The following is a 23,229-nucleotide window of genomic DNA, read 5'->3' on the forward strand; positions in this document are numbered from 1 at the left end:
CTCGGCGGGGCGGGTGTGGCGAGGGCGGCAGCCCTTGCCACGGGTCGGCGGGCTCGATGCCCGTCGATCCGTGCTCCGCGCTGGGTGGCCCCGTTCCCCCGGGGTGTGGGGGGAACGGGGCTGGGGTGGTGTGGTTAGAACGGGGGTGGGGTGCAGAGGGTGAGCTTTGCGCGGGCTTTCTCGCGGGTGGGTCCCCAGCCTGCGCCGATGATGTTGCCGTGCTTGTTGTGGGCTTCGCAGTACCAGGTGCTTGTGCCGGTGGGCTCGCTTTCGCCCCCGTCCTCGCCTAGGTAGTACTTCAGGTTGTCCTGGAGTTGGAGGTCAAGCCGCCCCCCGGCACGGATGACGTGGTCTGGGTTGAGTGGGGTGCAGTCAACGTGTCGGCAGTGGTCTTGTTGGGGCCAGGTCCAGTCGTCGGTGGGGATGGTGACAAAGGTTTGGCACTGGGGGCAGGGCACGGGCAGGTGTCCGGCGGTGAGTAGGCGGACTGTCAGGTCCTCGCGTTCGACCTGGCTGAGGCCGTACCACTGTTGGGCGGTGGGAAACATGGTGTGGGGGTTGAGGTGCAGGCGAAGCGTTGCGGCGGTACGGGGGTGGCGTGCGCGGGTGATGCCGTCTGCGATGGGGTGTCCGTGTTCATCGGAGATGGTGAGTAGGTGGTGCCGGGCGAAGGGGCGGATGGTGCAGGTCGCGCCGGATTGACACAGAATGTTGATGTCGGTGGCGGTAGAGGTGTCGCGGTCGCCGTATACGTCTTTGACGGTGTGCAGCATGTTGCGGGCCTTGATGGTGGTCGCCACTCGGTCGCGGGGGCTCTGAAGGTCGTAGTCGTGGTAGAGGATGCGGCAGGCTGCTTGGATCGCGGAGAGGGTGAGGCGGCCGTTGTTGTAGAGCGGGGCGGCGGTGGCAACGATGCGGTGTGCCTGGGATGCGGTCAGGGGATAGATCCGAGCGAGGATTGCGACGCTGGCTAGGGTCATGTGCATGGCGTGTGGGCTCCTGGCGTCCGGTTCGGCTGGGGTTCCGGTGGCCGCCGTGGGGCGGCCACCGGCGGTGTTGGTCAGGGACGCGGGAACCGGTTGCGGGCGGCGATTTTTGCGTCACGTGCCTTGCCGAGAAGGTCGAGTACCAGGGCCTCACGGTCGGGGTTTACGCGTGGTTTGAAGTCGTCGAACAGGATTGCGCTGGCGGCGTTGACGGCGCGGCGGGTGTAGGTGTTCTTCTGGCGTGCGTCGTAGGCGGCGCGCAGGGCCTTGACGATGCGGTCGTCGTCGATGCCGGGCAGGAAGTCTCGGACTGCGTTCAGCGCGGCGTCACGGAGATAGACGGTCCAGTTCTCTGCGGTTGCCTCCTTGAGGGCGCGATAGATCAAGCCGTTGTACTTGGGGCGGGTCTTGGTGTTGTCGCGGTAGTCGGCGAACCACAGGCTTCCGGCGGCGAATACTGAGGCGGCACCGTATTTGCGGTCTTGCTTGTTGTTGCGGGCTGCGATGAGTCCGGCGGTGATCTCGTGGTCGCTGAGGTTGGGAAAGACGGCGCGGACGGCGGTGAGAACTTCTGGTTTGGCTGGTGTGATGGTGTTGGTTACGGGTGTGGTCTCGTCGGTGGTGATGGGCAGGTCGGCTTCACGGATGGGGCGCACGGTGACGGGGGCAGCCTTGGCGGCTGCGGTCTGTGGGCTGGGAACAGGTGCCGTGATCAGCAGGCGTGAGGTACGGGTCTTGACGGGGGCTGCATCCAACGTGACGGGGCGGAGTCGGCGCGTCGGGGCGGGCTGTGCGGGGGCGTGGGTGGGGGTGGGGGTGGGGGTGGGGGTGGGGGTGGGGGTGGGGGTGGGGGTGGGGGTGGTGCGCAGTGCGGAGACGGGGGGGTTCTTGGCCGTGATGCAGTCGGAGCAGCGGCCCTTGTTTTCGAGGGTGTTGGCTGAGAGGTAGTCGACGATGCACATTTCAATTTTGCATGCGGAGCAGATGCGGTTCGCTCCCAGCATGACCATGCGGCGCGCGGCGCGATCTTCGTCACCCCAGAGGGTTTCGTCCCGCTCGTAACGGTCACGAAGATCGATGTTGGCACCGTTGACGGTGTAGACACGTTCGGCAATGTCCAGCACGTTCGACATTGGGATGTTCCCTTGTTTCGATGCGATGTGTTCGGAGGTGATAAGGCTCCGGTGGGGCTTTCCTTGCCCCGACAACACAAGCTTATTCGAATGGGCCGAAAAAGCCGAGTAATACCGACCAATCGCAATGGGAGTTCTCTAATTGATCCTCAAGATCAGTGCATACATGCAGGTCAAGCCGGTGCCGAGACTCCAGGTTCACAATCATTGATAAGCCCCCGGATTGCCCCCACTGCCGCCAATCTCACCACTGGCCCGTCTAACCTTCCCGCTAATCCAGGCCGATTTTAATGGCGATTGAATCAAAACGAGAGAAGAAAGTAATAGGCGAGCAGCATCCAACTAAATTAGCGAAACTGGCATCAGTCTGCACCGAAATGGCCGGTAGCAAGGCTGTGGTCAACTGGGTGCGCACAGCGCGCCCAGTTGTCCATAGGCGCGCAGCCGCGCGCCCCCAGCCACCCACGCAGCGCAACCACTCCGGCGCGCGTCAGGACGTAAGTAGGCAGTCAGCGGCCTGTGAGGTGAGCGGGCTGGGTGGTTCCCCGGCCACAAGTGAGTCGCTGAGAGACGTGTGGCGGCTGGTTAGCTGCCCGCAACGGCACTGGCCTGGCGAAGGCAGGTGTGGTGCGCGGTGTTGTGGCCGCGCAGCGGCCTCGGGTGGCAGGCGCCCCCCTGGGGCGCCTGCCACCCGCATGTGGACAGCATCGGTGGTCGCCGCGTCAGCGGCGGCCACCGATACCGGCCTCGTGGGGTCCGGCTCGATGCCGGAGACCACGATCGGAACCATGCAAGGTGAGGTCACGGCGGAACCCGACGACCCTGTACACGCCGAAAGGTGACTGGCATACCCAGCTGAGGTTGCGGAGCGGTGATGTCTCACGGGAGCTCGTGACCGCTCGGCGGGACTCTGGCGTGGTAGCTGGTTGGGAGGCGACCGGTGGATTGCTGCGAGCTCCGCCATATCGTCTCCATGCGACTCGGCGATGTGCAGTGGGACCAGTGCCGCGTTGCAGGCCCGGCTGGGCGTTCAGTGTGAGCTGGCTCAGGCCAACCACGGTCCGATCACCACCATGGAGGCTCGCCGTCCCCCTCATGTGGTTCAGGGGCACACGCGGTCTGGCAGACCGCGGGCGTGAGGCCGAGCTGTGCCCATGCCTCAGCGCTTGGCTTGTCTCCGACATGGTCGCCGAGCTCTCGGCGACGCTGGCTCAGCGGGTGGTCCAGGGTGAGCGGGCGGTAAGCGAAGGTTTCAAGCGGGGCGTAGAGGATCAAGCTGGGGTCAGAGGTGATGCCGTCGCAGTCAAGGAGCTGGGCCGCGGTGAGGATCGCGTAGCCCAGGTGTCGGCTGGGATCGTCATCGGTGCTGCCGGGCAAGCGGTAGACGACGAGGACCTCGTACTCGTTCTCCTCCACTGTCTGACGGGCCAGGACTTGACCAGGGACCAGTTCCACCCACCCGGGCAAGGGAAGCCAGGGGCAGTCACCGGAGTAGGTCGTTGCGCACATCAGCGCGAGGGGCGGGTTCGGATAGCTCACGTGTCTCCTTGGTGATCGGCAAGCCGGGGCCCAGGGCATAGGTGAGCCGGTGTGGCTGAGGCTGCTGGGGGCCAGGTCGTGATTGCTATCGCAGATCGGCCAGTGGCAGTGTGGATCGGTCGGTGCGACTTGTGCGCAGGCTGCTGTTGCCTAGCACGCCACAGCCTGGGGTAGCATTCTGGCGGTCGGGCGTTTCACGTGCCGATGCGATGTGGCTGGTTCCTGTGATAACCCCTCAGTTTCTCGAAAACGGAGAGGCGCCTACGCGTGAGCCTGGCGGGAGGCAGCCGCTGTGGCCCGCCGAGCCTTGTGGCTCGGCGGGCCACAGCTTTTCAGCGACACCGTAGGGCACGGTCCTGGGAGGGGAGCCTAGGTGTCTGGTCTGTTGTCAGCTCAGGTCATTCGCTGCCTTCGGCGGGGTCGGCAGGCGTCGGCGGCGGGTTCAGCAGGTGGTCCGCCTTCTCGGCCTGCTGGGCCTGCTGGTTGGTGTCCTCGAACAGGCGGTCGTCTTTGCCTGACATTGTTTCTCCTTGGTGTGTGATGGTGTGCGGCATCGCGTGGTGCGCTGATGCCTGGTCTGAGTGGTTGCGCTGTCCGCGGCGCGGTGACTGCGCTGATGTGTGCGGGGGCGCGACCAGTTCTGGGTGAGGTGAGGAGCCCAGGGCTCTCCGTGCTCTGCTGCCACGGGTCTGGCCTGGTCCGCAGATGGAGCTGGCGTGTTGCGGCGCTGGTATTCCAGGGCTGGGGCCGGTGAGGAGCCCGCAGGGCTCGTCACCGGCGCTTTACTGGCCGGATTCGGCTAGCTCAGGTTTCCAGCCTGCTGTGGGCTGATTCGCCGTGCTTGAACTCTTCGCCGGGAAGCGGTGAGGCAGCGCGCCTGTCAGAGCAGAAGCTCGGCAATGTTGCGGAGGGTCTTGATGTGCTGGGCAAGCAGACGCCGGAGTTCGGGCCGGTCAGTCGGCCACGAGGTCTCAATCCCGAGCAGGGTGCCGTCGATGTCGGCGCCGGAGAGCAGTATCCCGCCCATCTCGGGCAGTGACTTGATGGGCTGAAGGCGGTGCGTGGGGCGGGTCAGCCACTGGAGGTAGTGGAGGGTGAACTCACTGATCTGCTTGTCGGATGCCTGGATCGGAAGTCGAGGCTGGGACTTGGTGCTGCGTTCGAGCAGTTCTGCGTCGGTGAGGGCGCTGTGTTCTGGCAGGAACGCTCGGCCGGCCGTCCGTGCGGCCAGTACTACAAGCAGTGCCATGGACTGCGCCTTGGTCTTCAGCTTGTCCAGCGGCATCGTTCTGGGGTTCGAGAGGGTTGTTCCGATGGCAATGCACTGCCAGATCAGGTACTGGGCGTAGCCAGTGAGGAGGTCGGTGACATCGCGGAGTGAGAACCTGGGCTTGAGCATGTGGTGCAGTCGCGCGGTGTTCCCGGCGATGGCAGTGGCGAACCACGGAAGGACTGCGGCGGATGTGGCGTGAACGTCGAAGTGGACAGTGTTGTCGGGCCTGCTTTCCAGTTCATCGAGGCCCAGCAGGTCATCGACGATCACCGCCATGCCTGCGGGTGTCCGTACGGTCCAGTACGTCAGGCCGCGGTCGGGGTGACGAGCCTCGGGGAGCCCGAAGACCTCCTTGGCTGTCCGGTAGGTCGTGGGGAGGATGCCAATACACGGACCACCAGGCCAGTCTGCGGGGAGATCGATGCTGCCGTCACGTTCGATCGAGGTCATCTTGTCCTTCCTCCTGCAGCGGAGTGAGGGAGCGGTGTGGTGTCAGCGCGGATAGAGGCGAGCAGGGACTGCGTTGTGGTGGGCGCTGCTGACGTGGGGAGAGGGGCGGCCGCCGCCACAGGGGGGAGGGGGCGGCGGCCGCTGGTGTGCCTCTAGTGACCGGTCTTGGCCCAGTCGGCACCTTCGCGCTGCGCGAGTCGGTGTGTGGTCATGTTTTTCTCCTCTCTCCTTTGTGGACTGTTGGATTGACCTGATGCGAGCTGCTTGCTCGTATCAGGACATCTGGTGGCCGGTGCGCTGCGCGAGGACCTTCACCGCGGGTAGCCCGCGTGGTCCGTCGGGTGTAGCGCGGGCAGGCGTGCTCTGGCGCGGGCTGCGACCGCTAGTGCTGTCGCTGCGTTGCTGCGCGGACAGCTGGGACTTATCCGTGTGGTGGGCGAGGTGTTGGCGGCGCAGTTGGCGGTGGCGTTGTCCGGCCGGTTGCGGCGAGTTCCCCGTGCCTGGCATGACTGAGCCAGTCGTGGATGCGGTGCTCGGTGGGCATGAGCAGGCCGGGATGCGCAGGCGGGCTTGCGATCTGTCTGCGGTGGGCTCAGCTGCCCCGGCACTCAGCCGTGATCGTCTACTTCGGAGTGTCCGCTGGGGACTGGATGTGGCTGGGTAAGGGGCAAGACCCCGGCCGGACAGGGGGGTGGCCGGCCGGGGCCTTGCGGGCAGGCGTTTCGGGGTCACCCGGGGGAGGTGACGCCTGCCCATTCAGGAAGTCAGGTGCAATCCAGGCCGCATCCGTTGCACAGCAGAAAGAAACCGCCGCCGTACCAGGATCGGCTGTCTTCAGCGGTGCATTCTTCTGGTGAGCTGGCCGGCCACGGCGATCCGGCGATGTCGAGGAACCTGTTGTGGGGGTAGATGTGTTCTCGGTCCGGTCCGTGGCGGCGGTCCGTGGCGTAAGTGCGCAGGGTCATGCTGAACCAGTTGCAGTGCGCGGCGTCGTCGACACGGCGATCCAGGTCGCGGCGACGGTGGTCGGTGAGGCTGGAGTCAACGCGGCCCAGCCAAGCGCGCACGGCCTCACCCATGGCCGCGGTCTGCGCTTGCTGCAGCTGGACTGCCGCAACCCCCATGGGCGGGATCAGCATGACCAGGTGACTGCTCGGGCTGTAGGTCTCCCATCCGAGTACACCGACATCGCCGAGGAAGCCGCCGAAGTCGAGCGTGCGAACTGCCGCTCGCAACTGCCACATGAGCGGCAGCGTGATCGCCGGCGGGGAGTCGGCCGAGACCGCGGGGCCGTCTGCGGTGAGAATGCCTTGCAGTTCCCGCGGCCCCGGCCCGCTCTTGCTGATGGTGATCGCGAAAGCGCGAGGGTGGATCTGCAAGGCCAGCTGGCTGACTTCGGCCAGACGAAGAGGGTAGGTCCGGACCAGCATGGAACGGAACTCATCGAGTTGTCGCTGGGCCTCGTCACTGCGGGGGTTGATGAAGGCGGCGTATTCACGGAGAAACGTGACGTACTTGAGAATGTCGGGTGAAAGCGGGAACACAGGACTCCAACCGATGTCGTGACCTGCCCTGGCGTCCTCGACGGTTGCCGGGGTGGGGCTGGTGGGTGAGTGGGCTCGCTAGACCAGGTCTGCGGGGGTGGGGTCGAGCCGCCATGGCTCGGCCCCACCCCCGCAGACCTGGTTCACTGGGCTCGCCCACCCGCCAGCTCTGCCCCGGCCTGCTCACCTCATCCGCTGCCTGCTTGTGGGGTCAGCGCTGTGAGCGGGGGCTTCGGTGTTTGTGCACCGGTGGGTGGTCATGTCGTGAGCGAGGAGCGGAAGATCCTGGTCTCGATTCCCGCTTTCCGGGCGAGGGTGACGGTGTTGCTCGCGCCGGGTGAGTTGTCACGGATGAACGCCAGGCACAGGTCCGCACCGGCCCTCACCATCTCCTCGTTCCGTACGAATCCCGCAGGCTGGAGATGACGGTTCCAGTCCGCTGGATGGCGCTCGACCCTTCCGCCCCAACGGGTCCAGCACGCCTCACACAACGCGTCCGCGCCCTTCGGGCGGGCACCTGCGATCAGGAGCGAGTCCGGGTTCCACACTTCGGCCAGCGCGGCGCGAATCATCGCCCGGTCGGCCCACCTCCGGGATCCTGTGATCAGGATCCGTCGTCCCGTACCTCGGTTCGGGACGAGAGTTCGGCAGCGAATCCGCTGCCCCTGCCTGTTGGTCGCCAGCATTGTCGGGTTGAGCGTCAGTGTGCGTTCTGCTGCCAGCCGTGCGAGCACGTCGCCGTGGCAGGTGTGCGGGGCGCACCAGCATCCGAGGGTTTTGCCCGTGAGTTCGCTGAGCGCGGCGATCAGTGCGGGCTGGGCGAGTAGCCACTGCTCGTAGCGTTGGATCACTTGCTCGCGGTTGCCATCCCGACCGATAACGAAGGGGTTGCCCCACTTGGACGGTCGGCCGATGTAGATGTCGTAGGGTGAATAGCTGCAGTGCACTACCAGCGGGTGCGCCATCCTCTGCCCCTTTACCTCTTGCGAACTCCAGCCACGTCCACCTGGTGGCGGCTATCGAGCGAGTTGGGCCCGAGCGAGTGTTCGGTCTGCGGTGCGGCTGTTCCGTCCGGTACCGGCCTTCGGCGCAGGCGGGTACCGGACGGCAGAGGTGGTTGTGCTCAGCGTGGCTGGGGATTGAGCCGTGAGGCCTGGCCGGTGTGTGGGTCGATGAGGATGACCGGGCGGTCGAGCCGGGCCGTCTGCACGGCCTCGTAGGATGCACCGCTGAAGATCCGGGAGTCCAGAACGGCGACGACCAGGTCGGCGTCGCGGACCATCCACCGGCTACGGGCGGCCATGCAGCCGGCGTTGTAAGTGCCGGGGAGGGCGGTGACCCGGTCGGCCAGTGCGGTCACGTGCTGATGCTCTGCCTGGTCCGCCTCGTCCCACCTGGCGCTCTGGCGGGTGTGGGGCTGATACATCCAGACTGCCGCGCCCTGAGCATGGGCAGCCTGGGCCCACCACAGATCGCTGCCTCGGGCGCCGCCGCTGATGGCCACCTGCATGCGGTACTCGCGGGTGAGTCTGGCCGCGACCCGGTGGAGTTCCTCTCGCACCCAGTCAGCGCTGCCCGCGGGCAGCTTCTCGGGGCTGTGGCCGATGCAGGCGACCCTGACCCAGCCTCGGGGCTGGCTGGGGCGGAGGGCCGCCCGCAGGGACATCAGGTATCGGCCGTAGCGATTGCCTCCGGGGGTCGTGGCGTGTGAGGGGCAGGAGCAGCATCCCCAGTCCAGTTCGTGGTGCTCGTCCCGAGCGACCAGGAGCGCGTCGCCGGTGGAGAGGAGCAGTTCGCGCAGAGCTGGGGCGGCGAACCTGGCTTCCAGTACGGCTTTCATCGCCTGGAACTGGCGGTGTTCCCTCCAGTAGGGGACTTCCTGTACCTGGTCGACTCGCTCGGGCAGGTGCAGCTCGTGGGCGTTGTCTCCCCAAGCGGCCAGGTGGCTTCCTTTGCGCCAGGCCTCTACTGGGGTCACGGTTCGCTGGAGGAGCTTGCGGGTTGCTGGAAGCACGAAGCGGCTGGCGGCCACGGCTGCTGCCGCGGAGTTGTAGGTGATGCCGTCCCAGGTCACGGGAGTCCGGGCGAACAGCGACAGCGGTGCGTAGTCCTCAGTGAAGCCGTCGACAAGGTCGAGTCGTTGGTCGTGGTAGATCGTGGTCATCAGGCTCACCCTCAGCATCTCGGCCCGCAGCACAGCGGTGTGAAGCACCCGTTGGTGCTGGGTGCGTGGACGAGCGGGGGTGAGCATGGTGTTGGGGTGGGGGTGGGTGCCTACGGCCTGCATCGGAAGCTCCACCCCCACCCCGGCGCCATGCTGTGCTGGGGAGTTCGCGCACCCAGCACCAGCGGTCGCCCGGATCCACAGACCCCACTCTTGTGGTGGTCAGTCGCGAGGTGCTTACGCGGCAGGGTGGTTGTCGGCGGCTGCCTGGCGGGCTTTGTCGCAGTTGGCTCTCTGCGGTCATACTGGGCTGTTGAAGGCGCGGAGAGCCTCAGGGGGTGCCAAAGGAACTACCCACTGGATGGCGCCATGTTCCCGCCAGCTCAGGCGTCCCAGATCAGCAGCGACAAGCACGGCCTTGCTCAGATAGGTTCTGCACCGATCTGCCACTTGGAACCACCGCAGGCCTTGTGGGGTGCGACAGTCTCTCCAGCGAGCTGGTGCCGGATCGGCGTGGATCACTTCCTCGCCAATGCCGAGACCTGCCACCGACACCACGGGGTGGCGGTAGTCGACGATGAGATCCGTTGCGGCAGGCTCGAAACAGCGCACTAGTCTGGTTATTTCCAGCTGGATCAAGGGATAGCAGGCTTGGACCATGTGTGCGGCGAGTTCGTCCAGGCTCCTGTCCAGTTCGCGTTGGATCGGGTGACGCTGCGACATGGCGGGTTCCTTCGCGATAGTGCTCAAGCAGGGCAAGGGAAAGGGGGCGGCCCCGGCCGGTGAGGAAGCTGGCCGGGGCCGCGGTGGACTGGTGCGAAGCACCGTCCTGGCTGTGAGTGTTGGCGTTGTGACCCGCCAGAGACTTGCTGTCGTGGCGACCTGGCTAGCCGTTCGCTCTGTTAGCCAGAGAGCACGGAAAACCTCTGCCGTGTGAGCTGCTGTCGACCGACATCCACGGCAGCGGGTCGCGGCGGATCGGCCCGGATGTCCTGGCGGTGCTGTGGCAAGCTCCTGGCGCGGTCGGCTGTACGGGGAGTCGCGGTGGTGGACTGAACCGTGAGTTCGGTCAGCAGCTGCAGAACTCGCTTCGAGGTAGCGGCGGAGTTCCTTGTCCCCTTCACCTACCGGCGATCGTCATTCACTGGGATCAGGAGCCGATCAGGTGCAATCCAGGCCGCACAGCCCACACAGCAGGACCAGGGCTCGGCGGGCGTTCGAGCCCAGAAGATTGGGGAGGCGATAGCCTTCCCGGTCGTACCAGCACCGGGTGACCGGCACATCCGGACAGTCCTCGGGGCGTGCGACCGCCCAGGTCCAGCCGGGCACCTCGATCACGGTCCGGCCGGGGTAGACCCACTCACCGGTGCCCCAGCCAGCGTCGAAGTTGCCGTGACAGCGGACGAGTTCCTCCCGCCGCCGCAACTTGGTGCCCTCCAGGGCCGGACCGGTGTAGGGCGAGTAGCCCTTCGACCGGGCGAACTCCGCGGCCCGCTCGTCGAAGCTGAGCGAGGTGTCAGCAGAGATCTCTGAGTTCGGAGACAGGACAATTCCTCCTCATGTGGGGCTGTGCGAACAGTCGGGCCCGGACGATTCACCTCCGGGCCCGACTACCGCGGGTACGATCAGAACGGCGGCTCGTCGACGAAACCGCCGCCGTTCCCAACAGGCGGCGGCGAACTCCAGGGGTCTTCGGCAGGGGCAACGGCGCTGCTGGTGCCCTCCGAACTGCCCGAGGATCCGGTATTGCGGCTGGCCTTCTTGACCTGCGCGGTCGCGTAGCGCAGCGAGGGACCAATCTCGTCGACCTCCAGCTCCATGACGGTGCGCTTGTCGCCTTCCTTCGTCTCGAAGGAGCGCTGGCGCAGGCGTCCCTGGGCGATTACGCGCGCTCCGCGATGCAGGGACTCAGCAAGGTTCTCTGCTGCCTGGCGCCAGATGCTGCACCGCAGGAACAGCGCATCGCCGTCCTTCCACTCACCGCTGGCGCGGTCGAACGTGCGCGGCGTGGAGGCGATGGTGAAGCTTGTCACGGCCGCACCGGACTTGGTGAAGCGCAGCTCCGGATCGGCGGTCAGGTTCCCGACCACCGTGATCGTCGTTTCTCCGGCCATAGCTGATCCTCCAGTAGGTATCGAAATGGTTTCGTGCAGATCGGTCGCTGACAGTTCACGGTCGGTCAGCAGATGAAGCGTGCTGCAGTTCCGGAATCACATGCCGGCAGCTAAAGACGATGTTGGTGTTGCCCTCAGAGTTGCCGGATCAGCTCGCTCGGCAGTCGACGACTGAGCGGACTGACAGGACACAGATCAGCGCGCAGGATGTGACGTTCAGGCTTACGGCTCGGGTTGGGGTCGCCCAGTTCGTAGATCTCGGGGTTGACCGTCCAGCCCTGGGCCGGGCTCTAGTTGTGCTCGGCCGCGCTGCATGCGGGACAGACATCTACTGGCAGGTTGCAGCGGCGCTCGTCGTGAGTCGCCATGTCGAGGTCATCCGGTCGGAATGCCTCGACGGCGTTGTAGTGCTCGATGTCATCGGCGGGATCAGGCTGCATGCCTACGCTCTCCTGCTTCCTGTCCTGACGGGGATCCTGACCTGCGTTGGTGCGGTCTGCATCGCCGAGGGCGGCGATTACGATCTCGCCCGTCATCTGTCCTCCTGGGGTTGGGTTGGTTGCAGTGGTGCACAACCACAGCGGTGAGGCTGCGTGCTGCCTGGGGGGGCAGGGCGAGGCCTCGGTGGGTCATCGGTTTGCTGATGTCTGCCGCGACGGATCAACCTCTTCCGGGGGACGGAAGAACACGGCTGCGCGGTCGGCCAACTCGTGGACAGGCAGTCGCACAGCACGGGACCGTGCTGCGCGTGGTCACAGGCCAACTGCTCGGGCGAGACGAGGACGAACTTCAGGCCTTCGACAACCACGCGGTTGATGGTCGTGTCGCGCTGCAGTGCCGCGCGGATGCGCATCAGCTTGGGCAGGAGGTTGTGCTTAAGTCTGGACGGGGACCGGCGCCACCCGGTGATCTCGTTCTGGATCTCGGACAGCAGCGCCTGCCGGGCCATGTCTCGGGTGGGGAACCGACCGTAGTCCCGGTAGGCCATGACAACGTTCACAGCCTTGCTGTTCCACCGGAAAGCGGCCCAGGTGTGCATAGCATGTCCTTTCGCACCTATCGGCATTGCGGCACTATTCGGTTGTCCTGCATTGGATGTCGCGGGAGGTAGGCTCGTCGCCACAGGACTGAGCGAGCAGCGTTCGGTCCACGATGGCTCTCCTAGCGGCATCGTGCACTCCGCTCAGCTCTCTGCTGCCCCGGCGGCGTTGCCGCAGCGGGGCACCGGTGCACCTGCGGTGCTGAACGAGGCGTTTGCTAACGGGGCAAGGCCGCCATCCCCCGTGTTCCGGTGACGACGGGGGCACCATCAGTCGCCTCGGACACCTTATAAATGGTCAGGGCCGTGGGCTGGCTGTAGCCGGGGCTGTGACAGAGAGCCTTGGCGTCCTTCAAGGCATCGTCGGCGTGGGTCATGAGCCGCCGCACCCGCCAGTCACAGTCCTTTGTGGATGGTGTGACAGTTGCCGGGGTGCGATTCGTGCTGCGGCTGATGGCCATTCCGAAGGCAGCACCTGCGGTGAAGTCTTCGTGTGTGAGGTTCAGTTCAGCGCCGTCCACGGTGCAGCGGGTCACCGCCAGCCGGATCTGGTCGGAGTCCAGGGTGTGGGCATCCAACAGGATGATGAACTCATCTCCTGCCAGTCGTCCGATGACGGCGGTGCGCCCGAAATTGGCTCGCAGAGCTGCGGCGAAGGCGTTGAGCAGTGCATCGCCGGTGGCGTGGTTGTAGCGGTCGTTGGCCTGCTTGAGGCCGTTGACATCGGCGAACAACACGACGGGCTGGGACATGGTGGCGATGGACTCCACTGCGGTATCTCGCCACAGGCCGCGCAGAGGTAAGCCGGTCAGTGGGTCGTGCTGGGCGGCGTACAACCTGCTGTGCAGCACGGCAATACACCGCTGAGCGTGCTCTCCGCGGTGCAGCAGGATCACAATGAGACTTGCGACAACGAGACCCAACGCGATGTTGGCGAGCAGGATTGGCATGGCCGGCTCCCGGGACAGACGCTGACGCGCGCAGCTCGGGTTGGTACCCAAGCTGTGACGGGGCGGCTCTGCGCCGGAGACTGGTTGCAGTGCCGCGTGGACATGCTCGGGTCGAGTGGGTGGCTCTGCTGCCGTCAAGCGCCTCCAGCGTGGCGGAAGGTGGCGCTGGAGGTTCGCTTGACGGTGGCGGAGCCATCTGCTCCGCTGGGGCGTTTCCACACGGCGCTGCGGCCTGTCTCCCTCTCCCTGTGACACGCTCGCTCAAACTTTTCGTCTGGCCAGCGCTGGTTCGGGATTGCGCTCTCAGGTAAGGGTTTCAGCGCAACCACGTCGGCGGCGGAGTCGCTGGTGCGTCTGTCGTTGCACCGGACTGACCGCCGCCGCCAGCGGTTCTCCCCGTCGCATCAACTGTCTCCGGGAGTCTCACCTGAGGTTGCACTGGTGCCCTTGCGGTTCACCGAGTGCAGGTGGGACAGGTGTTCCCCTGTGGTGCCGCGTCCGACGGGGTGTCGGGACCGTCTTCGAGCTGCACATCCTGCAGGTGGCTTATCTCGGGGCTGTCGATCCGTTTCAGAATGAGGGCGACGAGCATCTGGACCATGAACCGTCGATAGGGATCGGTGCACTCGAACTCTGCGGCGAGGCTGTGGCCCATGATGACCCAGGCTTCGGCAGGCAAGCAGATCTCGAGTGCCTCTTGTGCCTGTCGGGTGAGTTGCTCGATCCCTTCGTGGGTGAAGGCCAGTTGCTGGTCGATTTCGGCCAGGACAGCTGGGTAGGTGGGATCGTCGTCATCCATGCATCCGTTCCCTCTCAAGGTGTGCAGGTGTGGACTGCCGTGTGACGGTGTGGGCGTCAACGGCTGCGGCTGCCCCGTGGCGGCGGCCGAAGCCACCTCCGGTGGCAGGAGGACATCGATCTGGTGCACTCGGCCGGTGGCAGGTGCACAGCAGGGCGGGGGCCTCCCTGTTCTGTGGTGATGTTTTCGTGGTGCGCTGCGCAGCTCCAGCCGGCGATGGCGGACGTGCTCCCGGCTGGAGCTGCGGGCTGACCAGTGCCCCAGATGAATCAGGGGCCCCGACTGTGCTGCCTAGCCGCGCTGGGGAACGGTCAGGAGTCCGTGGTGGTGCGGGCAGTAGTGGCGGATCGCAGCGATGACAACCACGCTGGCCTGGTCAGGAAAGAAGTCGCGGCGGAGCGCGTTCACAGCACCGGGCACCGTGGCACGTTTGTCCAGGGACACGCAGGTGTCGCGGCCGCGAGCGATGCGGATGTCGATGGGGTGCGAGTCGACGTCACCGTGCTGGAGTTCGTTGAGGTAGAGCACGTCTGGTGTGGTCAACTCCGGTGAGGAGGGCGTGTTGGCGCAGCCGGCGAGGACGGTGCCGGCGAGGAGGAGGGTCAGAGCAGTCAGGACGGGGTGTGGGCTGCGCACTGGAGTCTCCTGTTATGTCTCATGGGCGTGGCGGGGTGCGGGGCTGAGGTGACCTCAGCAACCCATCTGCGTTGTGTTGGACTAATCAGCAACGGCTGATCACAGGGTGGGGGGACTGCGTCGCCGGGAGGGCTACGGCCACCGTGTGGGGCGCTGGAGGCCCTCGCGGGCCTATGGCCGCGGTCCATGGGGTGTGCCCGAGCTGTGTCCGCTCGATCGTGATTGGCCAAGGAGGTGTCCTGAGCACCACGTGTGCTTGACCGCAGCCGTGGGTCAGATCCTTTATGCCGCAACGGCTGCATAGAAGAGCGAGAGCCCCGGCACTGGCTGCGGCGCGGCGCCGGGGCAACTCAGCAGGGGGTGCTACTGCGGGCGGTTGATGATGGCCAGGGCCGCCGTGACTTCTTTCAGTGCCCCGGCACTGTGCGGCAGGAGGGGCTCCAGCGTGACCAAACGGTCCTCCAGGTGTGCGCTGAGTTCAGCGAGAATGCCCGCGGCGGACGGGTTCTCGGCGCCGCCGCCGTCGAGAGTGACTTTCCTACGGAGAGGGAAGTTGACACCGCCGTGGATCTCGCCAGCCTGCACGCCGTCGCCGGTGACGTTGCCGCTGATTACGTTGTGAACCTCGTTCATCGACGCTCCTTGCAGTTGTTGTGGGACAGGTGATTGCTCAGCTCAGGTGGCCGGGGTGATCCGGCACCGGCCGACCACGGCCTGCAGTAGCGCAGTCGGGCACGTATGGCAGGTGTGCAGTGGACTGGGGCAGGATCGCGGCGCATTCCCCTTGAGTGAAGGGATTTCGATGCCGGTCAGAGGATTGGCGCACCACTGGATTGGTGCTAGTAGCCAGGGAGCGGCGGGCTGGTTGACGCTGTCCAGCATCAGCCAGCCCATCACGCCGTCGCTCGATGCGCGGTGACCCACCGCGCTAGAAGGACCGGATGATCTTAGGTCGGATCCCGGCCTCGTCGGCAAGCTCAACTACCCTATTCGTTCCGCCCGACTTGCCCAGAACGAAGGCGAGGCAATGTTCGGCGCCTTCTTCGACCATGTCCAGATCTCGCTGATACCAGGCGCGCGTGCCGTGCTCCTCCTCGTCCGGGCGAAAAATCTCGACTCGTCCGCCCCAGGTCGTCCAGCAGGCCACGCACAGTGCGGTGGCGCCGTCCTTGTCGTCGCTGGCGACCAGCACGTTCCTCTTGTTCCACACCTTGGCGAGTTCGGCTTTGATGATCGCGGTGTTGTTCCAGTAGGGAGAGCCCGTGACGATGATTCGCTGATACATGGTCGGCGACTCCGATGCTCGGCAGGTCCGCGGTAGCGGGTCGGCCGTGCCTGTCTCGCTGGGGTGCCCAGCTTCTTTTCGCTGGGCACCCCAGCGAGGTATCGTGCGCTGAGTCGTCTTCCGCGACTGGTGTCCCTCCCCCAGTTCTGATCTGGTCGGCTCAGTGCGTATTCGGGCGAGTCGAGTTCAATGTGATCAGCAGGGGCCAGGTACGAAGAGGCACCTGGCAGGCGCAGGACAGGCCCTCTCCGAGGCAGCGCGCGCTTCCTGTGGCCGCAGGTGTCGAGGTGTCGTGTCGAGGTCGTTCTCGTGCTGGCCGATGCCTGAAGGAAGCCGTTGCTGTGTCCTGGGCATCTCTGCTGCCTGATCGGCGGTGGGGAAACACGACGGGCAGTACATGCTGCCGGATGGCAAGTCCGTGGGTAATCGACGGCACTGTCGCTGAGCTACCGATGATCGCGTGGTTCCGTGCGTCGCGGTAGTTGCGGTTCTGGGCGGGCACAGTGGTTGTAGGCTGGCCGCTCCTGCTTTGCGACGTGACTGGTGCCGGTAGGAGCGGCCGCCGTGTCAGTTGCCTGAGGCTGGGCCGCGTGGCCTGGTCCTGACCAGACGCACGGGCATTCCGGCGAGCAGGAGCGAAGTAGGTGTGGCGTCAGGATCGCGGGTCTTACTGGTGGAGGAGATGCTGGTGTGCATGTCCTTCAGGGCTTTCCGGAGTCGACCGGGTAGGCGCTCCCAGTCCTAACTTCCCTCGGTGTCGCGTTCCAGGGTCAAGGTCGCTTCCCCCGGAGCACGGATTCCCGTTACATGGACACGTGTCGCAGCCCCTAGCCCGTTCTCCTGCAATGCCTTCAGCGCATCGTCGTGGACAGACACGGCCGCCAGATACTGCATAGCTTGGTCGCGGCCGAATGCCGACGCGACCTGCTCAGTGATCGCGCTCACGGGGACCTCATCGCGCAACTCACGGCGCATCGCGCCGAGAAATTGTTCCTTCGCAGTCAGAAAGCGGTCGACTTCGGCACTGATGTTCACGGCGAACCTAGCCTCTCCGGACTGATCTGGGACCTGGTCTGGGGCAAGGACGGATGCGTCAGCTCGTCGGAGCGTGACAACAGCGATGCCTGCTGCTGGTCAGGCACAGGGACCTTCTCAATGCCCTGGCTCAGGCGGCAGGGCTGTGGTGCCACCGTCGACGTCGTTGGCCCGGCTCCTGGGCCAGACCGGGTGTCAGTAGGACCTCCTGGACCGGCCGGGAGCATGGCGTAAGTGATGTGCCAGCTGATGGCACGTGGTGTGTTGGCGGGCACTGGGTGTCCGGTGCCTGCTGCCGTGTCCCAAGCAGGGCCGGGGCGGCACGCATGCTGGTTCTGATCATGTCTGCCTACTGGCGTGCCGCCCCGGCTCTGCTTTCATAGCGGTGGCAGGCACCGGGCGCGAAGTGCCGTCGACGCGCCTTCTCAATCCCCCACCATGTTCTGTGTGGAGGTGGGCAATCGACTGAGCTTCTCACTCCCTTGTGAAGATCAGCAGGCCGCACCGCCATAGTTCTGATAGAAGTTCACGGGGGCGCCTTCCGGAATCGCCACTTCTTCGGGCACGTGCCGCCTTCTCCCCCGACGCCTGTTGTCACCGCGACTGTCCCCAGGTTGGTACGCGGTGGCGTCCTGTGGTCAGTGTGCAGCTCCGGGCTCAGCTCCTATGTGTCACCGGGCAGTTCCGGTGACACCTGCGGGCCGCCTCGGGCAGCAGCGGGCTTTGCACTCACCGTTGATGGCCGCGGCAGTGTCGGCTGGCGCCGCGTCCGTCTTGGGGCTGCATCGGAGGTGTGTCCCTGCAGCCAGCCTGAATCGGTGGCTGTGGCCGTGAGAGAGCGGCAACGGCTGTGGGTGCTGTTCGGGACCGACAACAGCCCTGCGGGACGTCACAGTGGTGCCATCCGCCGTCCTCACACCACCGTCGAACCCGTCAAGTGCGGCGCACACGCCGACGGTGGGACCGCATGTCCAGAGCGCAGGCCCCCACTCAGAGCACTGCTCCACAGCCAGTTCCCCACCCGAGTCGGGTGCCGGAGTGACTCTGGCGCGCGGCCGGGGTGGCCGCGGACGCCGCAGTTGCGGCGCCCGCCACTGACCCCGTTTGTTCAGTGTGATCAGGCAACGGGACGTGCACGCTGGTCATCAGGTGGTACACGGTTGACTTGCTGGGCTCGGCCTGGCCGTACTGCGTTGCGGGCGAAGATCGCTGCGGGTGCGGGCCCCGGCGCTGCCTCTATCGGAGTTGGAGCACGGTGTCGGCCGTGGTCCGTTCCGATCTCTGGTGGGGCTGGAGAATCATCGACTGCAACTCCCGTGCGGAGATGCCTGGGCTCCAAGCACCATTCCACGTTCGACCGGCTTCGCTCCGTCTGGCCCGTGGTCGACTGTTCCGCTGGCGTAGTCCGCTCCTGTCACCGCGGCTCTGGTGGCCGCGGTGACAGGGGAACTCGTGGTCACCGGAGCTGTGATTTCGAGGCCAGCGCGTGACAATCACAGGCCACTGTGCTCGTCATGGCTGCGAAACAGGCCGGGAGTCGGTGATGTGGCTGTGCCACTGGGCTACGCCGGCTGGGCTGATCTGGAAGCGGCCTGGTGCGGAATGGCTGCGGCAGGTGGTGCAGATGAAGTCGAACTGGGTGTAGGTGATGACATGCTCGTGGTTGTGTGCGGTGGTTGTGACGATCGTTGTGTGGGGCATAACGGACCGGATGTTGTCGGTCGCGCTGCTCTGGTTGTCCAGCATGAGCCGTTCCAGTCCTTGCGCACGGCGGATGTTGCCCTCGCACACGGCGAACAGTGCCTGTTTCAGCGCGGCAGAGACGTGGGCGTAGGGGCTGAAGCGTTCGTCCTCACCGTCGTAGACCCTCTGGGTGTTGTCGATGGCATACCACCGCACATCCGTTGTGTCCGCGCCGAAGGCATCCGTCCGGTTCACCCTCATCAGCGTCTCCATCAGGGTGTCGGCCATCCTGAGGTCGGTGAGGAACTTGCGGTTGTCCTGGCCGTGACACCACAGGTGTTCGGGGTCCCACGGCATGATGCAACTGTTCCGGCATCGCCAGTGCGGGCGGTAATAGTAGGTGGCCTCGATCGGGTCCTCGCCTCGGCGGCGGTACACAACGATGTCTCCGCTGCGGTTGGACCTCCACTGGTGTTCCTGTTGGTCCTCATCCGGCTTCAGGCGCTGCATCATTTCGGCATCGGTGAGGGTCTGTCCGGTCGGATGGTTGTCGTTGTTGTACTCGATCCACATGGGCATGTCCTCTCGTGGGCGTGCGGCCGGTTCAGGTCGGCCCTCGCTGTGAGCTTGACCAGGGGTCGGCCGATAGATCGGCATTGAGTGTTCATCCGGCCCTCAGCCTGTTGTCCACAGTGGACTCTGGTTGCGGAATGGATGAGCACGCGGGGTTCGACAGAGGCCGAAGCAGGTCGGGACTGGTTTTCGTTCCGCCTATGCCCTCCCAGGGGCTGCGATAGCCGGAAGTGGGGAGGGATTGTACGATCACACGTTGTTGTGCATGCCGGGGCGAACGCGGCAGGCTCAGTCGGCCGGTGGTGGGCGTGAGTTCGGGATGCTCGACCTCGGACTGCGCGGTGGGGCGTGCGTGTTCAGGTAGCTCGTCGGGGCTCCTGTGCGGCCGGCTGGTGGTCGTCAGCGCCTGGGTAGCTCAACTGTGGTGAGGCAGCATGTAGGCGCGGTGGTGATCTCGGTCGATGCGGCAGGTCCATGCCTGCGGGAGCAATGCCATCGGCCAGTCGCAGCACTCCGGTACTGCGATCTGTGGGTGGTGCGGGCCAGCCTGAGTACAGCGCGCTGGCGTATGTGGCATCGATCGTTGCCAGGGGAGTTGCTGTTGGTCGTGGCGCCCCTGGCATGTAGCGAGGTTGGAGGCGAGCGTCACTGCTAGCCAATCACTCCTGTTGGGGCTAGGGACGAGAATGAGCTCCTCGGCGCAGTGTCCGCAGTAGAAGCGGCCGCCGCAGTGGCAGACCAGGTTCGAGGTCAGGTATCCGGGCGGATCCTGGGTGTAGTGCTCGGGATTAGGCAGCGGGAACGGCTCTGTCGAGCGCTGCTTGAGGACCGTCACACTTGCCCACAGGGTCGGTGTGCGGTCTTCTCCGGTTGTGGTGTCGCGGTAGATCCCGGCTACGGCGTAGTCCACTGTGCCCAGGGATCGCCCGTTCTCATCGAGGATCCGGGCCCGCCCGCCCGCCAGTACCCGAACCGACCGGATCTTGCCGACCAGGTTTCGGCGGTCAGCCCAGCGGGAGGATGGGAGGTGGACGGCGATCGTGTCTCCCGGTGTCACCGCAGTTCGTCTACTCGCAGGCACAGGGGAGCCAGCCTTTCGGTGCAGGGGTCTGAAGGCGGCTGGTCTGAGGTCTCCGGGGATTCCGGCGAGTTCTGTTCACTGAGGACGTTGGGGTGGTGGTCATTCTCGATCCTCCGGCGTTGGAGCTCTCACTCCGTGGGGAAGGCGAACCACGCCTGGGCGTGTCCCGCTTCCTAAAACAGTGCGGGTTTCTCGGCGCGGTGGATGGACCGTCAACGCATCACGGCCAGCAGGCGTCACAGGCGCGAGTGCCCACCGCAGACTGTGAGGTCCTTTCGCTGGGTACTGTTGTGGACTGAGTGGACGTTGCCCCACAACGCTTCTGCCGTCAGCAGGGGTCAGGTAAGTCACGGTTGTGTGGCGCCAGGAGGGGCGTTCTCGATGACCGCGGGTGGGGCGACCCGCCTCCATTCGATGAGTTCGTTCCGATAGAACTCGCCATCGACGGCGACAAGGTCGCCGACCAGCAGGGTTTGCTCATCGGTGGCTCCCCTAGTCCTCGGATGGGCGACAGGAGCACCGGGACTCTGCTCGGGGACATCGGTGAGGTGTTTGTGGACCTGGCGCAGCACTTCCTGAACGTTGTGGGAAGTGCTGTCGCGGTAGCTGAACATCTCCACCGCGCGGTTGTCGTCAATGCGGTGGAAGATCCGGATGAGTACTCCCCTGTCTGCGCGTGCCTGCTCGCTCAGCTGGGTGCGCAGCGTTGCCGCGACGGTGCGGGCGAGCCCGGCAAGGTGCTCCTGCCAGAGGTCTGCGGACAGGAGGGCTTGGGCCAGTCGCCGCCACTGGCTGCCGCGCAGGGAGAAGCAGGGGGTGAACCTGTTCGGTGGGAGCGCTGTGGTCAGTTCGGTGCTCTGGTGGGTTTCCCTCAGGGTCAAGCCTGGGGCGATGAACCAGGTGAGGGAATCCGCGGCCGCCTCATCCGGGGCGATCAGCGGCACGCCGCAGTGGGTGAACCCGGTGGGTCCAGGCGTGAGCACACCGGGCAACCCGACAATGGTGGAGGCGAGGTGCTGGAGGTTGTGCTGGTCGAGCGTTCGATGGATGAGGACCAGGTGGCTGTCCACGGCACCAGGCAGGGGCTGGGGAAGGACCCAGAGGTTGCCGTTGAGTAGCAGTGTGCTGGGTTGGAGGTTTGGTCTGATCCGCAGATTTCGGGTGCGGCCGGGTCGGAACAGGTCGGCAATAGTGTCGTGCACGGTGTGCTGTCTGCCTTTCTGTGACGTGACCTGCTTGGCGAGGCGAGCAGGCCAGCGACTTGGGACAGTGGGGTTGTTTGGTGCCGCTGGCTATACGCAGGGCCAACAGCATCCGCGCGACACCGCGGGTTTGAGCCGAGGGGCGCATACACCGGCGGCGGCCGCGAGTGGTTCTGTTGGTACTGCAGGTGCTGTGGCACCCGCCGCTGGTGGGGTGCGTTAGGCGCAGTGGAGGTAGTAGTCGGGATGCGCGAGCTGGGTTGGATAGGCAAGCTCGGCCAGAGGCGGGTACAGAACAGGGCGCCACCGCCGCTGGCGCCCGCTGTTGCGACAGATCGTCAGGTGATCCGGGGTGAACAGCAGGAGCCACTCGTAGTCGGGGTCGGGAACTTCGTGGATCGTGCCTGTGTCCGGTTGGAGGGCAGAGTAGTACCGGATGCCTACTCCCTCGTGCCCTGCAACACCTGTGCCCTCCTTCTGGCCTGCGCGGCGCAGAGCCCGCCTGAGGTCGGCGGGATTGGTGCCGATGGCCCACCAGTCATGGCACAGAATCTCCCCTGAGAGGGCGTGGACATCGCCGCGGTGACGCTGACACAGGGCATCCCCCAGCTGGGGAACCAGGTAGCTCGGGTAGCCAAGTTGGTGACACCGCCTGGCACGGTAGGTTCCGTCGCGTTCAAGCCAGCCGATCAACGATCGTGGCGACATCAGCGCTGTCCTTTCACGGGAATGCAGATGACAGGTTGTGGCGAGTTCGACGCAGGTTCGGCGTGAGAGGGGAGAAGTCCGCTCGAGGACCTGTCACGTCGGCCGTATCGACGCCGACACGTCGCGACGCTGGGAATGTGCCTGTGGCACAGTCAGGTCGAACCGGGTAGTGCTGGCTCGCCTTGGTGCTGCCGCTCGCGCGTCGCGGTCCAGGGCTCGGAACCGGTTGTCCCGCTTCAGGGGAAGGTCAAGAGTCCGTTCTCAGTCGACTGCATCAGCCGACATCCGTCTGTTGTAGATGGTGGGCCGGTGAGGCAAGGCGCGCAGTCCGTCTGATTGGGCAGCGTTGCATTGTGTTCCGCTGGGAACGTTGCCCGGAGGTGGAGACGGGGCCACCGGTAGTGCGACCGACGGGGATCGAGTGGTGTCCTTAGTGGACAGTTGGACTGATCGAGCCGCGAGGTGGTGACTCAGGTTGTCCGGTCGCGGTCTTCGCGAGCGCCGAAGAACTGGTCGATGAGTTCCACCAATGCGGTTTCCACGTTGGGGTACAAGGTCATGGTCGCCCCGTGGAGCAGTGAAGTCGGGGCTGTGGGTGCTGCGAGAACCCAGGGGCGGGGGTAGCTCTGGGCGCCTGCGTACAGCGTGGCCACTGCGACTGAGCCGGGGCCGTAGATTGGGGCGGGCTCGCGTCGGGCAGCGGCGAGGCTGACTTTGAGTTCGCGATCACTGTGCAGGCGGCTCACGACGACCCAGTGGTGGTGATCGGAGCGGCGGCAGCGTGTGGCGAAGCTCGGTGCTCGTCGTCGCCCGCGGCGCAACCGTGGGCGTGGCAGTGCGGTGATGGTGCACATGGTCGGGCAGCCATCGGTCCACAGCAGCGGTTGAGGATGAACGGTGAGCTGCGTCATGGGCTGGACGAGCGTGTGTGCATGTCGCTGGAAGGTGAAGAGCATGGTGGTCCTTTGGCAATGGTGTCGGCGTCCTCCGGGCAGTGCCCTGGTGGCCTGCGGCGAGCGCGTCCACGACGTTCAG

At 65.5% G+C, this 23,229-nt stretch carries 22 protein-coding genes; all 22 read right to left on the reverse strand.

The genetic code is table 11. The annotated features are described in order from the left end of the window. Positions 1–134: 134 nt before the first annotated feature. Positions 135–986, reverse strand: a complete 852-nt coding sequence (locus MZC64_RS47895; protein WP_282105467.1) for a hypothetical protein — start codon at positions 984–986, stop codon at positions 135–137. A 74-nt stretch (positions 987–1,060) separates the two neighbouring features. Further along, the gene (locus MZC64_RS19250; RefSeq protein ID WP_247758298.1) at positions 1,061–2,119 is read right to left on the reverse strand and encodes a hypothetical protein; all 1,059 of its coding nucleotides are present in this window, start codon (positions 2,117–2,119) and stop codon (positions 1,061–1,063) included. Positions 2,120–3,184: 1,065 nt separating this feature from the next. Then, positions 3,185–3,658 carry a hypothetical protein gene (locus tag MZC64_RS19255; protein ID WP_247758114.1) on the reverse strand — a complete coding sequence of 158 codons (474 nt, stop codon included), beginning with the start codon at positions 3,656–3,658 and terminating at the stop codon, positions 3,185–3,187. Positions 3,659–4,056: 398 nt separating this feature from the next. After that, complete coding sequence (locus MZC64_RS47900) at positions 4,057–4,179, reverse strand: hypothetical protein (protein ID WP_282105468.1); 123 nt, start codon at positions 4,177–4,179, stop codon at positions 4,057–4,059. A 359-nt stretch (positions 4,180–4,538) separates the two neighbouring features. Then, positions 4,539–5,381, reverse strand: a complete 843-nt coding sequence (locus MZC64_RS19260; protein ID WP_247758115.1) for a hypothetical protein — start codon at positions 5,379–5,381, stop codon at positions 4,539–4,541. A 764-nt stretch (positions 5,382–6,145) separates the two neighbouring features. Further along, positions 6,146–6,925 (reverse strand): hypothetical protein, encoded by a 780-nt coding sequence (locus tag MZC64_RS19265; RefSeq protein ID WP_247758116.1) that lies wholly within the window; start codon positions 6,923–6,925, stop codon positions 6,146–6,148. A 257-nt stretch (positions 6,926–7,182) separates the two neighbouring features. Continuing rightward, positions 7,183–7,890 carry a DUF4326 domain-containing protein gene (locus tag MZC64_RS19270; RefSeq protein WP_247758117.1) on the reverse strand — a complete coding sequence of 236 codons (708 nt, stop codon included), beginning with the start codon at positions 7,888–7,890 and terminating at the stop codon, positions 7,183–7,185. Between the two features lie 158 nt (positions 7,891–8,048). Beyond that, a complete protein-coding gene (locus MZC64_RS19275; RefSeq protein ID WP_247758118.1) occupies positions 8,049–9,212 on the reverse strand; it encodes an NADAR family protein in 1,164 nt (387 codons plus the stop codon). A gap of 177 nt (positions 9,213–9,389) precedes the next feature. Then, positions 9,390–9,812, reverse strand: a complete 423-nt coding sequence (locus tag MZC64_RS19280) for a hypothetical protein (RefSeq protein ID WP_247758119.1) — start codon at positions 9,810–9,812, stop codon at positions 9,390–9,392. A 438-nt stretch (positions 9,813–10,250) separates the two neighbouring features. Then, entirely contained in the window at positions 10,251–10,514 is a 264-nt protein-coding gene (locus MZC64_RS19285) for a hypothetical protein (protein WP_247758120.1), read from the reverse strand. A 200-nt stretch (positions 10,515–10,714) separates the two neighbouring features. Then, a complete protein-coding gene (locus MZC64_RS19290) occupies positions 10,715–11,203 on the reverse strand; it encodes a single-stranded DNA-binding protein (protein ID WP_247758121.1) in 489 nt (162 codons plus the stop codon). 290 nt (positions 11,204–11,493) lie between these two features. Beyond that, positions 11,494–11,739 carry a hypothetical protein gene (locus MZC64_RS19295; protein ID WP_247758122.1) on the reverse strand — a complete coding sequence of 82 codons (246 nt, stop codon included), beginning with the start codon at positions 11,737–11,739 and terminating at the stop codon, positions 11,494–11,496. A 721-nt stretch (positions 11,740–12,460) separates the two neighbouring features. Then, a complete protein-coding gene (locus tag MZC64_RS19300; RefSeq protein WP_247758123.1) occupies positions 12,461–13,192 on the reverse strand; it encodes a diguanylate cyclase domain-containing protein in 732 nt (243 codons plus the stop codon). A 454-nt stretch (positions 13,193–13,646) separates the two neighbouring features. After that, positions 13,647–13,991 carry a hypothetical protein gene (locus MZC64_RS19305; protein WP_247758124.1) on the reverse strand — a complete coding sequence of 115 codons (345 nt, stop codon included), beginning with the start codon at positions 13,989–13,991 and terminating at the stop codon, positions 13,647–13,649. Between the two features lie 291 nt (positions 13,992–14,282). Continuing rightward, positions 14,283–14,627, reverse strand: a complete 345-nt coding sequence (locus MZC64_RS19310) for a DUF732 domain-containing protein (protein WP_247758125.1) — start codon at positions 14,625–14,627, stop codon at positions 14,283–14,285. A gap of 363 nt (positions 14,628–14,990) precedes the next feature. Further along, entirely contained in the window at positions 14,991–15,260 is a 270-nt protein-coding gene (locus MZC64_RS19315; RefSeq protein ID WP_247758126.1) for a hypothetical protein, read from the reverse strand. Between the two features lie 295 nt (positions 15,261–15,555). Further along, positions 15,556–15,912: a hypothetical protein gene (locus MZC64_RS19320; RefSeq protein ID WP_247758127.1), complete on the reverse strand. Its 357-nt coding sequence runs from the start codon at positions 15,910–15,912 to the stop codon at positions 15,556–15,558. A 741-nt stretch (positions 15,913–16,653) separates the two neighbouring features. Next, complete coding sequence (locus MZC64_RS19325) at positions 16,654–16,947, reverse strand: hypothetical protein (protein WP_247758128.1); 294 nt, start codon at positions 16,945–16,947, stop codon at positions 16,654–16,656. Between the two features lie 1,512 nt (positions 16,948–18,459). Then, positions 18,460–19,203, reverse strand: coding sequence for a hypothetical protein (locus MZC64_RS19330; protein ID WP_247758129.1), 744 nt, complete (start codon positions 19,201–19,203; stop codon positions 18,460–18,462). A 1,428-nt stretch (positions 19,204–20,631) separates the two neighbouring features. Continuing rightward, a complete protein-coding gene (locus tag MZC64_RS19335) occupies positions 20,632–21,228 on the reverse strand; it encodes a hypothetical protein (protein WP_247758130.1) in 597 nt (198 codons plus the stop codon). 477 nt (positions 21,229–21,705) lie between these two features. Then, entirely contained in the window at positions 21,706–22,194 is a 489-nt protein-coding gene (locus MZC64_RS19340) for a hypothetical protein (RefSeq protein WP_247758131.1), read from the reverse strand. A gap of 470 nt (positions 22,195–22,664) precedes the next feature. Beyond that, positions 22,665–23,150, reverse strand: coding sequence for a hypothetical protein (locus tag MZC64_RS19345; RefSeq protein WP_247758132.1), 486 nt, complete (start codon positions 23,148–23,150; stop codon positions 22,665–22,667). Between the last annotated feature and the right edge of the window lie 79 nt (positions 23,151–23,229).

The sequence above is a fragment of the Crossiella sp. S99.2 genome (genome assembly GCF_023094165.1).
Taxonomy (GTDB): Bacteria; Actinomycetota; Actinomycetes; order Mycobacteriales; family Pseudonocardiaceae; genus Crossiella.